Source organism: Mycobacterium sp. TKK-01-0059 (genome assembly GCF_000709305.1).
Taxonomy (GTDB): Bacteria; Actinomycetota; Actinomycetes; order Mycobacteriales; family Mycobacteriaceae; genus Mycobacterium; species Mycobacterium intracellulare.
On record NZ_KL446993.1, the window covers coordinates 3,045,753 to 3,061,400 of the forward strand.

14 protein-coding genes are annotated in these 15,648 nt (G+C 68.3%); 9 read left to right on the forward strand and 5 right to left on the reverse strand.

The window, feature by feature from the left end:
- Positions 1-33: 33 nt before the first annotated feature.
- Genes K883_RS14770 through K883_RS14790 form a run of 5 tightly spaced genes read right to left on the reverse strand, consistent with a single transcriptional unit; the run spans position 34 to position 4,559 of the window.
- Complete coding sequence (locus K883_RS14770) at positions 34-681, reverse strand: nitroreductase family protein (RefSeq protein WP_020821874.1); 648 nt, start codon at positions 679-681, stop codon at positions 34-36.
- A complete protein-coding gene (locus K883_RS14775; protein WP_020821875.1) occupies positions 681-1,793 on the reverse strand; it encodes an acyl-CoA dehydrogenase family protein in 1,113 nt (370 codons plus the stop codon). The genes K883_RS14770 and K883_RS14775 overlap by 1 nt, the downstream gene beginning before the upstream one ends.
- A complete protein-coding gene (locus K883_RS14780; protein WP_036454816.1) occupies positions 1,790-2,947 on the reverse strand; it encodes an acyl-CoA dehydrogenase family protein in 1,158 nt (385 codons plus the stop codon). The genes K883_RS14775 and K883_RS14780 overlap by 4 nt, the downstream gene beginning before the upstream one ends.
- A 50-nt stretch (positions 2,948-2,997) precedes the next feature.
- Entirely contained in the window at positions 2,998-3,567 is a 570-nt protein-coding gene (locus K883_RS14785; RefSeq protein WP_008254437.1) for a nuclear transport factor 2 family protein, read from the reverse strand.
- A gap of 2 nt (positions 3,568-3,569) precedes the next feature.
- The gene (locus tag K883_RS14790) at positions 3,570-4,559 is read right to left on the reverse strand and encodes an SDR family NAD(P)-dependent oxidoreductase (RefSeq protein ID WP_008254438.1); all 990 of its coding nucleotides are present in this window, start codon (positions 4,557-4,559) and stop codon (positions 3,570-3,572) included.
- 152 nt (positions 4,560-4,711) lie between these two features.
- On the opposite strand from K883_RS14790, the gene K883_RS14795 reads away from it, so the two are divergent.
- The 9 genes from K883_RS14795 to K883_RS14835 all read left to right on the forward strand — a co-directional run bounded on the left by K883_RS14795 (position 4,712) and on the right by K883_RS14835 (position 15,636).
- Positions 4,712-6,427: a nitric oxide reductase activation protein NorD gene (locus K883_RS14795; RefSeq protein ID WP_231504877.1), complete on the forward strand. Its 1,716-nt coding sequence runs from the start codon at positions 4,712-4,714 to the stop codon at positions 6,425-6,427.
- A gap of 55 nt (positions 6,428-6,482) precedes the next feature.
- Positions 6,483-7,343, forward strand: coding sequence for a CbbQ/NirQ/NorQ/GpvN family protein (locus tag K883_RS14800; RefSeq protein WP_008254440.1), 861 nt, complete (start codon positions 6,483-6,485; stop codon positions 7,341-7,343).
- An 86-nt stretch (positions 7,344-7,429) separates the two neighbouring features.
- Complete coding sequence (locus K883_RS14805) at positions 7,430-8,548, forward strand: ABC transporter substrate-binding protein (protein WP_008254441.1); 1,119 nt, start codon at positions 7,430-7,432, stop codon at positions 8,546-8,548.
- A 5-nt stretch (positions 8,549-8,553) separates the two neighbouring features.
- Positions 8,554-9,702 (forward strand): spirocyclase AveC family protein, encoded by a 1,149-nt coding sequence (locus K883_RS14810; RefSeq protein WP_008254443.1) that lies wholly within the window; start codon positions 8,554-8,556, stop codon positions 9,700-9,702.
- Positions 9,695-10,684, forward strand: coding sequence for an SDR family oxidoreductase (locus K883_RS14815; protein WP_008254445.1), 990 nt, complete (start codon positions 9,695-9,697; stop codon positions 10,682-10,684). The genes K883_RS14810 and K883_RS14815 overlap by 8 nt, the downstream gene beginning before the upstream one ends.
- Positions 10,684-11,898, forward strand: coding sequence for a cytochrome P450 (locus K883_RS14820; RefSeq protein ID WP_008254447.1), 1,215 nt, complete (start codon positions 10,684-10,686; stop codon positions 11,896-11,898). The genes K883_RS14815 and K883_RS14820 overlap by 1 nt, the downstream gene beginning before the upstream one ends.
- A 91-nt stretch (positions 11,899-11,989) precedes the next feature.
- Positions 11,990-13,474 carry an aldehyde dehydrogenase family protein gene (locus K883_RS14825; protein ID WP_008254448.1) on the forward strand — a complete coding sequence of 495 codons (1,485 nt, stop codon included), beginning with the start codon at positions 11,990-11,992 and terminating at the stop codon, positions 13,472-13,474.
- Between the two features lie 225 nt (positions 13,475-13,699).
- Positions 13,700-14,848 (forward strand): thiolase family protein, encoded by a 1,149-nt coding sequence (locus tag K883_RS14830; RefSeq protein ID WP_008254449.1) that lies wholly within the window; start codon positions 13,700-13,702, stop codon positions 14,846-14,848.
- Positions 14,845-15,636, forward strand: coding sequence for a crotonase/enoyl-CoA hydratase family protein (locus K883_RS14835; RefSeq protein WP_008254450.1), 792 nt, complete (start codon positions 14,845-14,847; stop codon positions 15,634-15,636). Before K883_RS14830 ends, K883_RS14835 begins: the two co-directional genes overlap by 4 nt.
- Positions 15,637-15,648: the final 12 nt, after the last annotated feature.

Here is a 15,648-nt window from a genome sequence, read left to right on the forward strand (position 1 = left end):
TGAATGCGCTGCACAAGCGGCGAAAACCCCATTCTAGAGCGCCGGGCCATCCCAGCGGTCGCGCGCGACCACGTCCTCGACCGGGCGCCGCGGGGCCGGGCGGAAGGTGCGGCCCGCGCGCAGGCGGCCCACCGGCAGCAGGCAGCCCTGAACGTAGGTTTGCGGAATCCCGAGCAACTTTCGGACTTCTTCCTCGTGGTGCAGGTGCAGGGTCGTGATGCAGGTGCCGTATCCGCGGGTGTGCAGGGCCAGCTGAAAATTCCACACCGGCGGGAAGATCGAACCGTACAGCGTTGCCAGGTGGAACGATTCGTCACCGTCGATGCGCGGCACGTAGGCCTCATAGCAGGGGATCACCAGCAGCGGCACGCGCGCCATGTTCTCCACGAGCCACTCCGTGGACGACATGACCCGGCTCTCGGGTGTTCCCGCCGACATGAGATCGGCAAGCAGCTGCCCGCCGACCCGCCGCAGGTAGGCCTCGCGATACAGCTCGGCGATCTTGGCGCGCAGCGCCGGGTCGGCGATCACCAGCCAGCGCCATGACTGCGCGTTGGACCCGTTCGCGGCCTGCAGGCCGATCCGGAGGCACTCGCGGATGTCGCCGAGATCGACGTCGGCGTCCAGGTCGAGCGACTTCCGCGCCGACGGGGTTGCGGTGAGCAGATAGTCGATCTCCATCAGTGATGGCCTCTCTTCGCAAGGCGCGCACCGATTTCGGTGAGGTACCGGTCGGGCCCGCCGAGAAACGCGCTCCAGCCCAGCAAGCGCTTGAGATAGAGGTGAGCGTCGTGTTCCCAGGTGTAGCCGATCCCGCCGAACACCTGGATGGCGGTGTCGGCCACGGTCGCCAGCCGCCCGGCGAACGCCTTGGCCCGCAGCGCGGCAAGATGCCGCTCGCCGTCGTCGGCGCCGGGGTGCGCGTCGCTGGCCCACAGGGCGTGGATCACCCCGCTGCGGGCCAGCTCGACGGTCTCGTACATGTCGACGCACAGGTGCTGGATCGCCTGGAACGAGCCGATCGGTTGACCGAATTGCGTTCGGGCTTTTGCGTATCCGACGGCGAGGTCCATGACTGCGCGCGCGGCGCCGAGGGCGTCGGCGGCGGACGCGATCAGCACGTCGTCGATCACCGCGGCGATCTGGTGCGCAGACACCGGGGCCAGGCGCCGGGCGGGGGCGGCGTCGAACGAGACGCGAAACTGCTTGCGGGTCGGGTCGATGCCGGGCTGAGCCGCAATTGACACCCCGGGCGAGCCGTTTCGCACCGCGAAAAGCCCGGTGTCGCCGGCAGCGTCGGCGAGCACGAGCAGCTCGTCGGCGGCGGCGGCATCGGGTACGCCGGTGGCCTCGCCGCGGAGGGCCACACCGTCGTCGCGGCGGCTGGCGGTGACGGACGCGTTGCCGAGGTCCAGGAAGCAGACGGCGGTGATCGTGGTGCCGTCCGCGATACCGCGCAGCAGTTCTGCGGCGGTGTCGTTGGCGCCCAACAGGTTCAGCGCCCGTGGGGCGGCCACCGCGGTCGACAACCACGGTCCCGGATGCAGTGCGGCCCCCAGCTCTTCGGCGACGATGCCGGCCTCGACCATCGTCATGCCGGAGCCGCCGCAGTCCTCCGGCACCAGCAGACCGGTGACGCCGAGACCGGCCAGGCCGCGCCACACCGACTCATCGGTGCCGGTCGGGTCGTCGAGTAGCGGGCGCACGTGGTCGGAGACGGAGGCCTTTTCGGCGAGGAAGTGCCGCGTGGTGTCGCGCAGCGCTGCCTGCTCGTCGCTGAGTTCGAGGTTCATTTTCGCGGCAGCCCCAGTACCCGTTGGGCGGTGATGTTCTTGTTGATCTGGCTGGTGCCGCCCGCGATGGTCAGCGCGCGCGACGTCAGGCGGTAGTCCGCCCACGGGGCACCGGCGTCGCGGCTGCCCAGTGCGTCATAGGCCAGGGCGGCCAGGTCCTGTCCGATCTCGCCCCACACGGTCTTGGCGAGGCTGGCGGACCCCAATGCTGTTTTTTCCGAACCGCCGTGCATCGTGGCCGAGATCGATCGTTGACACAGGACTTCGAGATACTTGATGCGGACGGCGATTTCGCCGAGGCGCCGCAGGGTGACAGGGTCGTCCAGCGCGCCGGTGTCCGCCGCGGCGAGATCGTCCACCAGCTCTTCGAGCCGCACCTGCATCTCGGCGTACAACCGGGCGGCCCCGGCACGCTCGTGGCTGAGCGTGGTGGTGGCCACCTGCCAGCCGGCATTGAGTGGCCCGAGCAAGGCGTCCGCCGGCACCCGCACGTCGTGAAAGAACACCTCGGCGAAGTCGGCGTCGCCGTTGAGCGTGACCAGCGGGCGTGCCTCGATGCCGGGCAGGGTCATGTCGACGATCAGGCAGGAGATCCCCTTGTGCTTGGGAGCGTCGGGATCGGTGCGCACGTAGAGCTGGCACCAGTCGGCCCGATGTCCCAGCGACGTCCAGATCTTCTGGCCGTTGACGATGAAGTCGTCGCCGTCACGCACGGCGCGGGTGCGCAACGCCGCGAGGTCCGAGCCCGCCTCGGGTTCCGACATGCCCTGACACCAGATGTCGTCGGCGCGCATCATGCGCGGGAGCAGGGTGCGCTTCTGGGACTCGGTGCCGTATTGCATGATCGCCGGCGCGATGTTGTTCAGCCCAATGACGTTGAGCGGCACGGGCGCTCGGGCGCGGGTGGTTTCCTCGGTGTAGACCAGTTGCTCGAGCACCGTCGCGCCGCGCCCGCCGTACTCACGCGGCCACGACACCGCGGCCCATCCCGCGTCGGCCATCGTCGCGTTCCACACGCGCAGCTTCTCGAACGCGGCGTCGTCGCGCCCGGTGGGCCGGCGCGCGGCCACCAGCTCGTCGGTCAGGTTTTCCGCCAGCCAGCCACGCAGCTCGAGGCGGAACCGTTCCACATCCGCCGGGTATGAAAAGTCCACGTTGCCTTTTTCTTTGGCCTCTTATGCGTCCCTTGCGACCAAGCCGGACTCTACGGTTGAGCCGATGCTTGGTCAATGACGACGTCCGGCGCGCGCGACGCGGCCAGCGGGCGATCGTAGGAGGCATCGCTCGCGTCGTGGCGGGGCGTGCGCGCACCCGGGACCATCGCGATGGCTGCGTCGGTGAGCAGCGACTGCGATTCGTCGATGAACTCCACCAGACAGACCCGATCGACGATGGCCCACCGCCCGTCGCGCCGCTGCAGCCGGTCGACATAACGACCGCCGGAGACCGTCATGTGGTTTGCCGGTTCGCGGTCGGTCCCGACGAACAGGTAGTAGGTCTCGGCGTGGGCTTCGTCGCCGTCGATGTCGGCGGTGTGGTTGAGCAGATAGTGCTGGTACCGCGTCTGGCTACCGTGATAGGCCAGCGCCCAGTCGATGAAATCGTCCACCTCGCCCACGAATCCGACGTGGTCGTCGACGGCGCCGTCGTGGTAGGCCGACCGCAGCAGCCCACGATCCTGCCGGTCGATCCCGCGGGCGTAGCGCTGCATGCAGTCGTAGATCGCCGCGCGGTCGGCCAGCCACCGGACCTGTTGGCGCAATTCGTCCTCCACGATCAGCTCCCGTGCTGTTGGGGTGCGGGGAATTCGATGTCGGTCCCGCCCGGCATCGGGCTGACGCCGCGCCGCTCGCACACTTCGAGCACCTCGTCGACGATCGAGGCGGGCACGCTGAACTTCTCCGTCGACGAGATCTGCGCGAGATGTTGCTCGATGTCCTCGGCGGTGGGGCGGCCGCCGGCGTCGGCGAGCCATCCCTCGGCAAGGCCGACGAACACCCGCGCGTAGCGGCCGGCGGAGGCCGAGTAGTTGCGGTGGGTGAAGGTGCAGGCGGTGCTGGCGAGAAACGTCACCAGGGGCACGACGAGTTCGGGCCTGATGGCCTGCATGAAGCCGGATTCGGCGAGGAATTTCTCGTCGCCGACGGTTTCGGTGACCATGCGCGAGAAGCCGGTCGGCAGCACGGAATTGGCGAGGATCCCGTGCGCCTCGCCTTCGATCGCGATGACGTTCGTCAACCCCACCAGCCCGGCCTTGGCCGCGGCGTAGTGCGCCTCCATCGGCTGCCCGAAGAGCCCGGCGGACGACGAGATGAACACGAAGCGGCCGCCCCTGTTCTTCTTCATCACGCGATACGCGGGCTGGGACAGATGAAAGCCGCCGTCGAGATGCACGCGCAGCATGCGCGTCCAGTCGTCGTGCGACAGATCCTCAAAGGGCACGCTGCCGAAGATGCCGGCGTTGCTGATCACCGCGTCCAGGCGCCCGAAGGCATCCACGGCCGCGTCGACGATCGCCTGGCCGCCGGCGGGGGTGTCCACGGAATCGTACGAGGCGATCGCCCGGCCCCCCGCTGTCGTGATCTCGTCGACCACCTCGTCGGCCACGCTCGAGTCTGCGGCTTCGTGTGCAAGGCCGCGCATTCCGCCGCCCAGGTCGTTGACCACCACCGCGGCGCCGCGGCGGGCCAGGTCGAGCGCGTACAGCCGACCGAGCCCGCGGCCGGCGCCGGTGACCACCGCTACCTGGCCGGTGAAGTCAATCATGATGTGCTCCCGACTAACTCGTGTCCGCGCGCGTGACGCGATTGACTGCGCCCACGGCGGACTTTACGGTGGAACAGATATTTGGTCAACGATCGGTTCGGAGGTCGGGCGTGGCGGACGACGGGCGTGGCGACCGGGTGCACGGGCTCGGCATGCTCGCCTCGGCGCTGGCGGGGCGGGCGGTGGCCGTCGCCGAATTGCAGCCGGGTGAATCGCCGTGGACGGACGGCCAGACGATCTACGTCGACCCGGTCGCGCCAGACCGCGCGCGGCTCGCATCGGTTGCGGTGCAGGCCTCGATGATCGCGGCCGGCAGTCTGGATCCCGACGTGGTGCGGCCCCTGGTACGCCACCCGCGACTGGCCAGACGCTATCTGGCGGTGGAGGGTCATCGCGCACTGATGAGTAACGCCGACGTGCTGCCGGGCGTCCTGGCGTCGGTAGGTGATCGCGGCGTCGCCGGCCGCAGTGACTCGCCCGCCGCGTCGCTGCGCATCGCCTCCGCGCGGGGAGCCATTCAGGACCCGGCACCGGAATTCGGCGTGATCCGTGCGGGGAAGGTGGTGGCGGCCTCAAGGGTGGCCACGCAACAGAATCAGGCTGAGCCCCAACACGTTCCGCGAAGTTCGCGCAGCCAGAAGCCGGAACTCGAGGAGCTCGACGACGGTGAGGTCGACGATTCCGACGACCCGGACTTGTTCACCAGCCCGGTGGGCGGGGGCGGCTTCATCGGCAAATGGCTGAAAAAGATGCTCTCCTCGGCGCGCAAGACCGGGAGCGGCGGGGGTCCGCCCGGCGCGGACAGCCCGACGCATCGCACCAACTCCACCAAGCGCGGCGCCTACGCCGTGGCGTCGCTGGCCTCGGCCCCCGGCGACGAGGGGAACGAGCAGGACCCCGTCGCGGACGGCGTGCGGTATCCGGAATGGGATGTGGCGCGCAAGAGCTACCGGCACGCGTGGTGCACCGTGCGTGAGGTCGAGCCGACGATCAAAGCGTCCGCGACACAGGCCATCGACGACGCAATCGGTGTGCGCCGGCCACTTTCGCGGCTCGGCATGGGGTTGCACCGCCGGCACCGGCAGTCGCAAGGCGACGACATCGACATCGATGCCGCCGTCGAAGCCCGGGTCGAAGTGCGGGCCGGCGCGGTGCCCGACGAGGCGGTGTACCTGGACAGCCTGCGGCGCCGGCGTGACCTGTCGGTGCTGCTGCTGCTCGACGTGTCGGGGTCGGCGGGCGAACCGGGAACGGTCGGGCGGACGGTCCACGAGCAACAGCGCGCCGCGGTCGCCAACCTCACCGTGGCCCTGCACGACCTGGGCGACCGCGTCTCGCTCTACGCCTACTACTCGCAGGGCCGGCGGGCGGTGAGCATGGTGCCCGTGAAGCGGTTCGACGACCAGCTGAACGCCCTGGTTCTCCGGCGGCTCAACGGCCTGGAACCCGGCGCGTACTCGCGGCTCGGCGCGGCGATCCGGCACGGTTCGGCGGTCCTGGAGGGTCGCGGGGGGACGTCGCGCCGGCTGCTGGTGGTGGTGTCCGACGGCCTCGCCTACGACCACGGATACGAGCGCGCCTACGGCGCCGCGGACGCGCGCCGTGCGCTGACCGAGGCGCGCCGGCGGGGGACCGGCTGCGTGTGCCTGACCGTCGGCGCGGGGACCGACGTGCCATCGCTGCGCCGGGTGTTCGGCAGCGCTGCGCACGCGACGATCGCGCGCCCCGATCAGCTGGCCGGTGTCGTCGGACCGTTGTTCCGGTCCGCGCTGCGCTCGGCCGAGGTGCGTCGCCGGGTGTCGGTGATGTCAAGTCCCAGAACACAGTTGGTGCGACAGCGCACCGGCGCCGCTAGCCACGACACTTGAAAACAAACATCTGTTCCGGTTAGGCTGCAATCGCCGGACGATCTGAAGGGAAGCTATGGCCAACGAGTCCGGGCTTGCGTACTTCAACCGCGGTCCGTCCGAGGGGGACGAAAAGGGAGAAGTGCGGCCCTATTACCAGGCGGTCGGCAGCGAAGAGGCCGTCTTCAAGGCGGCGTACCGCCAGGGCCTCTCGCTGGTCCTCAAGGGGCCGACGGGCTGCGGAAAGACGCGATTCGTCGAGGCGATGGCCTATGACCTGGGCCGGCCGCTGATCACCGTGGCCTGTCACGACGACCTGACGACCGCGGACCTGGTCGGCCGGTATCTGCTGCGCGGTGACGAGACCGTCTGGGTGGACGGCCCGCTGACCCGGGCCGTGCGTGAGGGTGCGATCTGCTACCTCGACGAGGTGGTGGAGGCCCGGCAGGACACCACCGTGGTGCTGCACCCGCTCGCCGACCATCGGCGACAGCTGCCCATCGAGCGACTCGGCGTCACACTGGACGCCGCCCCCGGATTCGGCCTGGTGGTGTCGTACAACCCCGGGTATCAGAGCGTACTCAAGGACCTCAAGGATTCGACACGCCAGCGCATGGTCGCGATCGAATTCGACTTCCCCGCAGCCGATGTCGAACAGGGGATCGTCGCGCACGAGGCCGGCGTGGACGCCGCCACCGCGGCCGAACTGGTCCGGTTCGGTCAGGCGATTCGCCGGCTGGAGACGGGCGGGCTGCGTGAGGTCGCGTCGACGCGCGTGCTGATCGCCGCGGGCCGGTTGGTGGCGGAGGGGCTGAGCATGAAAGAGGCGGCCCGGGCCGCCATCGCGGGGCCGCTCACCGACGACGTCGCGGTGGGCAAGGCCCTGGGCGAGATGATCGACATCTACCTCTGCGCGCCCGACGGACCCGATGATTGACGCTACCTACCGCCCCCGCTAGGGTCTGAACAAATATTAGGTTTTCGGTGTTGGGGCGCGCGCGAGTTCGTCACCCGGGAGGTCAGATGTCCTACGAAAGCAGCGCTGAGCCGATCAAGGTCGGCTACCTGATGGATTTCACGCTGCCACCGGGGTTTCCCGAGGATCTGTTCGCGTCGTTCACCCAGACCTTCGACCTCATCTTCGAGGAGGCCGTCGCCCAGGGCCTGATGGACCGTCCGGTGCAGATGATCTATCGCGAGGTCGAGGGCCTGCCCAAGGGTTCGGTCAAGGCGGTGATCGATGCCTACGGGGAACTGGTCGACGAGGGCTGCCTGGTGGTCTTCGGCCCCAACATCACCGACAACTGTGTGCCGTTGCGCGAAGCGATCGAGGAGCGGTTCAAGGTGCCCGCGATCAGCGTGACCGGCACCGACGACTGGCTAGGCGAGTGGACCTTCGCGTTCCCCCAGGGATCGATGACCGACGAACCCATCTTCCTGGCCGACCTGATCGCCAAACGCGGTCTCGCCGAGGTCGGCGTGCTGGTCGAGCAGAGCCTCATCGGGGAGAGCTACCTGAAGAACCTGCGAAGTGCCTGTCGGCGCAAGGGGATTCGGATCGTGGCGGAAGTCGCGATCGCCCAGACGGCCCAGGACATCAACGCTGCGGTGCAGACGCTGCACGAGGCGAAGGCCGAGGCGATCGTGCACCTGGGATTCGGATTCGGCATCGTCTTCATCAACCCGGCGCTCGAGGCCCTTAACTGGGACCCACCCCGTTTCACCACCACCGCGTGGCAGAACGCCTGGGTGAACCCGATCATGTGGAACGCGTTCATGGGCTGGATCGGTGTCGACCAATACGACGAGGCGAACCGGATCGGCCAGGAGTTCCTCGACAGCTACGCGAGGAAGTACAACGGCAGCCGCCCGGAGTTCTGCGTGACCGTGGTGAATCGCGACGTCGCCGCGACCCTGGTGCGCGCGTTCACCGACGCGCACCCGCTCAGCCCGCGCGGGGTCAAGGAGGCGCTGGAGCGGGTGAAGATGATGCCCGCCGCCTCCGGGGCGCCGGGAACCCGGGTCTCCTTCGGCAAGTGGACGCGGCGGGCGTGGATGGGCGCCGGGTATCTGGTGGCCCGGACGCTCGACGCCGACGGCGTCAACTCGCATCTGGTTGATCGCTTCGGCGAGGAAGGCTGACGACGATGTCGACCGAGCAGACCACACCGCCTGCCGCCCAGCAGGAACCGGCCTCCCCGCCGCGAACCGGCAAGCGCGGCTGGGGCGGGTGGATCTCCGGCGCCGCGCTGGCCGCCTTCGTGCTGGTGTTCATCGCGAACTGCCGCGTGGCGCTCGACCCGCGGGTCGCTAACCCCAACGTGCAGGGGCGGCCGCGCCCGGTGAAGTTCATCTTCGGGCTGGACTACATCGCGTTCCTGCAGATCTCCACCGTGATCATGCTGATCGTGCTGCTGGTGGTGTTCATCCGGGGGTGGCGCCGCAATCCGGGCAGCCCCGCGATGCTGATGTTCTTGTGCACCACGCTGATCGTCTGGCAGGACCCGATCATGAACTGGGCGCCGTTCGCGGTGTACAACCCCGACCTCATCCATTGGCCGGAGTCGTGGCCCCTGGTGTCGTTGTCGCCGACCGTCGAGCCGTTCGTCGTATTCGGTTACGTTACTTTCTATTTCGGCCCCTACTTCCCAGCGGTCTGGATCCTGCGCAAGCTGCAGGCCAAGTACGGTCCCCAGTCGTTCGTCTCCCGGCACCCGTTGGTCAGCCTGGGCGCGTTGACCTGTGTGATCGGCTTCATCTTCGACGCGTGGCTGGAGATCCAGCTGGTCCACACCGGCATGTACATCTACTCGCAGGTGATCCCGTGGGGATCGGTGTTCACCGGCACGACATTCCAGTTCCCGCTGATCTGGGAGTCGTTCTCGGTGACCTTCGTGATGGTGCCCGCGGCGATCCTCTGCTATCGCGACGACACCGGAAAATCGGTGGCGGAGAAGCTGTCCGCGAAGGCCAGGCTGTTTCCCACGCGCCCAGTGCTCGGCACCTTCCTGGTGATGTTCGTCATCATCAACATTTCCTACTTCGCCTACGGGGGGTGGTTCGCCGTCATCAAGGCCTCCAAGGCGGCCACCGCCGTCGCCTGCCCATGGCCGTATCCGGAAGCCAAAGTGTATGACCCGCAAGGCTTCTACGAGAAGGCGGGCGCGCGCGGACCGTACTCCGTCGGCATCTGGTCGACCTGGATGAGCGGTCAACCCCACGGCCGGCCCGATGTGCAGCCCCCGCCACCGGGCGAAGGCCCGTGCGCGACACCGGCGCCGAGCAACCATGGCTGAGCGGCGCACGGTCGTCATCACCGGCGCGTCGCGCGGGTTGGGGTTCGCCTCGGCGGTGCGGTTGTATCGGGAGGGGTGGCGCGTCGTCGCGGCCATGCGCACACCCGATGAGGGAATGCCGCTGCTGCGTCGTGTCACCGGCGCCACCGAGGACGAGCGGTTGATCGGTGTGCAGCTCGACCTGACGGACAACGCGTCGATCGCCGCGGCGGCCAAGGCCATCGAAGAGGCTGTGGGTGCACCGTATGCGCTGGTGCACAACGCGGGCATCTCCGCCGCCGGAATGGTGGAGGAGACCGACATGGCGTTGTGGCAGCGCATGTTCGCCACCAGCGTCCTGGGGCCCGTCGCGCTCACCCAGGCCCTGCTGCCGAAGATGCGAGCGGCCGGTACGGGTCGAATTGTGTTGATTTCCAGCGCCGCTGGAGTGCGCGGCCAGCCCGCCACCGCACCGTACTCGGCGGCCAAGGGGGCGCTGGAGCGGTGGGGGGAATCGATGGCGTGCGAGATCGCGCCCTTCGGACTCGGGGTCACCGTGGTGGTCGCCGGCACGTATGACACCGAGATCATCACCGACGCCGGCACCACCGACGATCGCAACTTCGAAGGCCCGTACGCCCGGCTGCACAACACCATGAACAGTCGCGGTCGCTTCGCGATGAAAATGGCCCGGCCACCGGAGCGCTTCACCGACGGCCTGCTCAAGGCGCTCGAGGACCGCGCGCCGTTTCGCCGCCGCGGCATCGGCCCGGACGCGTCGATCCTGCTGGCGGCCAACAGGATCCTGCCCGCCTCGGGCATGCACCACATGTCGCGGACCGTGCTGGGCATACCGAGACAGGGGTCGATGCGGGGCGGGGCGTGGCCGCTGACGTGGGCCCAAAAGGCGATGGTGCTCGCCGCACGCGTTCTTCCGCAGCCCGTGCTGCAGCGCCTCGCGGCGCTGGCGGGGCGGCGTCAACAGGGGAGTGAGGGGAACTGATGGAGCAACTTTTCGACGACCTGGAAGACTTCGGCGCGTTCGACGACGCGGTGTCGGGCGACGTGCGTGACCCGTACACCGAATTGGCCCGGCTGCGCCGCGAGGAACCCATTCAACGCCTCGACGCGTCGGGCATGCCGCATGAGGAATCCAAGCCCGTCTTCATCGTCTACCGCCACGAGGAAGCCCAGCAGATGCTGCGCGACAACGAGACGTTCTCCTCGTCGGCCGTCATCGCCGCGTTCGGCCCCGTGCTGGGGGAGCGGGTCATGCTCGGCATGGACGAGCCGGTGCACGGCCGGCTGCGATCGCTGGTGTCAAAGGCCTTCTCGCAGAAGGCCTTGGCGCGGTGGGAAGACGAACTGGTCGGGCGCGTGGGCAACAGCCTGATCGACAAGTTCGCGGCCAACGGCAAGGCCGACCTGGTCAAGGAATTCACCTTCGACTATCCCAGTCAGATCATCGCCGGCCTGCTGGGCCTGCCGCAGGAGGACTACCCGCAGTTTCAGCGCTGGTCCATCTCGCTGCTGAGCTGGATCCTGAATCCGGAACGCGGACTCGCCGCATCGGCGGCGCTGTGCGACTACTTCGCGCCGATCCTCGCGTCCCGCCGCGCCGAGCCCAAGGACGATCTGATCAGCGGGCTGGCCCAGGCGGAGATCGACGGCGAGAAACTCGAGGACGAGGAGATCTATTCGTTCCTGCGCCTGCTGCTGCCCGCTGGCGTCGAGACGACCTACCGGTCGCTCGGCAGCCTGCTGTTGGCGCTGCTGTCCGACCCCGCGCAGCTCGATGCCATCCGCGCCGACCGGTCGCTGCTGCCGCAGGCCATCGAGGAAGGCGTGCGGTGGGAACCGCCCCTGCTGACCATCACCCGGGTGGCCACCCGCGACACCGAACTCGGCGGGGTGCCGATACCGGCCGGCTCGACGGTGATGCCGATGCTGGGCGCGGCCAATCGGCAGGAAGACCGCTACCCCGAACCGGACACGTTCGACATCTTCCGCTCACCGAAGAGCCACCTGGGCTGGGGGCACGGCGTGCACGTCTGCCTCGGCATGCACCTGGCCCGGCTGGAGATGCGCACCGCCATCAACCTTTTGCTCGACCGGCTGCCGAACCTTCGGCTGGACCCCGACGCGGACGACCCCCATATCCGTGGACAGGTCTTCCGGTCGCCGACGTCGGTGCCGGTGCTGTTCGACCCGCAATAAGCGGCCCCGCGACCGGTTGCACCTTGCCAATCGGCTAGTTTCCGGTAAGGCTCTCCGTAGCCCCTCAACGACCCAGAAGAGAGTGACAGATATGACTGAGGCTGTAAAGGTCCGCTTCGAGCCGAAGATGATGATCGACGGCAAGCTCGTCGACGGGCAGGCCGGCACCTTCACCAACATCAACCCGGCGACCGAGGAGTCGCTCGGCGAGGTCGCGGACGCTTCCAAGGAGGACATGCACCGGGCGATCGACGCCGCCCGCCGCGCCTTCGACGAGACCGACTGGTCGACCAACCGCGAACTGCGCAAGCGCTGCCTGTTGCAGCTGCACGAGGCGATCGAATCGGAGAAGGAAGAACTGCGCGAGGAGCTCATCCTCGAGGTCGGCTCGCCCCGGGCCATCACGTTCGGCCCCCAGCTGGACGCCCCGCTGGAAGACGGGCTGAAGTATCCCGCCCGGTTGATCGACGAGTATGCGTGGGAGACCGACCTGGGCGACAAGGTCATCAGCCTCACCGGCACGCTGACCACCCGCAAGGTCTGGCGGGAGCCGGTGGGTGTGGTCGGTGCGATCGTGCCGTGGAACTTCCCGTTCGAAGTCACCCTCAACAAGCTCGGCCAGGCGCTGGGCACCGGCAACACGGTGGTGCTCAAGCCGGCGCCGAACACGCCGTTCAACGCCACCCGGCTCGGCCGGTTGATCGCCGAGAAGACCGACATCCCCGCCGGTGTGGTCAACGTCGTCACCGCGTCCGACCACTTCGTGGGCGAGGAACTCACGCTGTCACCGAAGGTCGACCTGATCTCCTTCACCGGTTCGACGGTCGTCGGCAAGCGGATCATGGAAAAGGGTGCCGCCACCATGAAGCGGCTGTTCCTCGAGCTCGGCGGCAAGTCGGCCACCATCGTGCTGGAGGACGCCGACTTCGGGACGGCCTGCATGGTCGGCATCGCGCCGTGCATGCACGCCGGTCAGGGTTGCGCCAACCCGACCCGGCTGCTGCTGCCGCGGTCCCGCTACGACGAGGGCGTGGAGATCCTCAAGAACATCTACGAGAACGTCACCTGCGGCGATCCGCAGGACCCCGGAACCCTTTGCGGGCCCGTGATCTCGCAGCGGCAGCTCGACCGGGTGACGGGCTACATCAAGAAGGGTGTGGAAGAAGGTGCCACCGCGCTGGTCGGCGGTCCCGACGCCCCGACCGGATTCGACAAGGGATATTTCGTCCGCCCAACGCTTTTCACCAACGTCGACAACTCCATGACGATCGCGCAGGAGGAGATCTTCGGCCCGGTGCTCTCCGTCATCCCGTTCGACGACGAGGAGGACGCGATCCGCATCGCCAACGACAGCGTGTACGGGTTGGCCGGCAACGTGTTTGCGGGCTCCCTCGAGCGTGCGCTGTCGGTGACCCGCCGCATCAAGGCCGGCTTCATGGGCGTCAACGGCGGCGCCCCGTACGGCGCCGACACCCCGTTCGGTGGCTACAAGGAAAGCGGCGTGGGACGCCAGAACGGTGTCGCCGGGTTCGACCAGTACACCGAGATCAAGTCGGTCGCCTACCCCGCCGGCTGAGGGCGGCGCGACTCGGTCGCGCCAACCAAAGCGGCTGTGACAGCGTCCATTACGTGACTGCCGAATGCGCCGGCACCCGTGCTGGCGCATTCGGCCACGCAATCGGTCACCTCGGCTCGATACGCGTGAGAAGCACCCCGGCCCTCGCCCTCCCAACCCCTTGGTTGACAATCGAGGCAAGACTCACTCGTTTTTCGAAGTCCACGTGTCAAAGGAGACAAGACCATGGCTGAAGCCGTCATCGTCGAGGCAGTGCGTTCACCGATCGGGAAGCGCAACGGCGGATTGTCCGGGGTGCACCCGGCGGATCTGTCCGCGCAGGTGCTCAACGGCCTGGTGGACAAGGCCGGCGTCGACCCCGGCATCGTCGACGACGTCATCTGGGGCTGCGTCATGCAGGCCGGGGAGCAGGCCCTCGACATCGGCCGCACCGCGCTGCTGACCGCCGGTTGGCCCGAGACCGTCCCCGGCGTGACCGTCGACCGTCAGTGCGGCTCGAGCCAGCAGTCGATCCACTTCGCGGCCGCCGGGGTGATCGCCGGACACTACGACGTCGTCGTCGCCGGCGGCGTCGAGTCGATGTCGCGCACCCCGATGGGGGCGTCGCTGGCCAACGGCGGGCGGCCGTACTCGCAGGCCTTCCTGGACCGCTACCAGGGCCAGATCCCCAACCAGGGCATCGGGGCGGAAATGATCGCCGAGAAGTGGGGCTTCGACCGCACGGCGCTCGACGAATTCTCGTTGGCCTCGCACGAAAAGGCCGCGGCCGCACAGGATTCCGGTGCCTTCGATGACCAGATCGTGGGCATCAAGGATCAGGACGGCAATGTGGTCCTCAAGGACGAGGGCATCCGCCGCGGCACGCCGATGGAGAAGATGGCCTCGCTGAAGCCGGCGTTCAAGGAAGACGGCGTGATCCACGCCGGCAACTCGTCGCAGATCTCCGACGGTTCGGCGGCGCTGCTGTTCATGTCCGCCGAGAAGGCCAAGGAGCTGGGGCTCAAGCCGATCGCCAAGGTGCACACCGCGTCGCTCGCCGGGGCCGACCCGGTGATCATGCTGACCGCCCCCATCCCGGCGACGCAGAAGGTGCTGAAGAAATCCGGCCTGTCCATCGACGACATCGGCGCCTACGAGGTCAACGAGGCGTTCGCGCCCGTCCCGCTGGCGTGGCTCAAGGACATCGGCGCCGACGAGAAGAAGCTCAACCCCAACGGCGGCGCCATCGCGCTGGGTCACCCGCTCGGCGGATCCGGCGCCCGGATCATGACCACCCTGCTGTATCACATGCGGGACAAGGGAATTCGCTACGGTCTGCAGACCATGTGCGAGGGTGGCGGCCAGGCCAACGCCACCATCGTGGAACTGTTGTGACCCAGGAGCCGGGCGCCCTGGCCGAACGCCGGGGCAACGTGATGGTGATAACCATCAACCGGCCGGAGGCCCGCAACGCGGTCAACGCCGCGGTCAGCATCGGCGTCGGGGACGCACTGGAAGCGGCGCAACACGATCCCGAGGTGCGGGCGGTGGTGCTCACCGGCGCGGGCGACAAGTCGTTCTGCGCCGGTGCCGACCTCAAGGCGATCGCCCGCCGCGAAAACCTCTATCACCCCGATCATCCCGAGTGGGGCTTCGCCGGCTACGTCCATCACTTCATCGACAAGCCCACCATCGCGGCGGTGAACGGGACCGCCCTGGGTGGCGGCACCGAACTGGCGTTGGCCAGTGACCTGGTGGTGGCCGACGAGCGGGCCCAGTTCGGGCTCCCGGAGGTCAAGCGTGGGCTGATCGCCGCCGCCGGTGGCGTGTTCCGCATCGCGCAGCAGCTGCCGCGCAAGGTGGCGATGCAGCTGCTGCTGACCGGCGAGCCGCTGAGCGCGGCCGCCGCCTGCGAGTGGGGGCTGATCAACGAGGTCGCCGCGGCGGGCTCGGTGCTGGACGCCGCGCTGGCGCTGGCCGCGCGGGTCACCGTCAACGCGCCGCTGTCGGTGCAGGCCAGCAAGCGCGTCGCCTACGGCGTCGACGACGGGGTCGTCGTCGGCGACGAGCCGGGTTGGGACCGCACCGTGCGCGAGATGCGGGTTTTGCTCAAGTCCGAGGACGCCAAGGAGGGGCCGCTGGCGTTCGCCGAGAAGCGGGAGCCGGTCTGGAAGGCGCGCTAACGACTGGCGAGC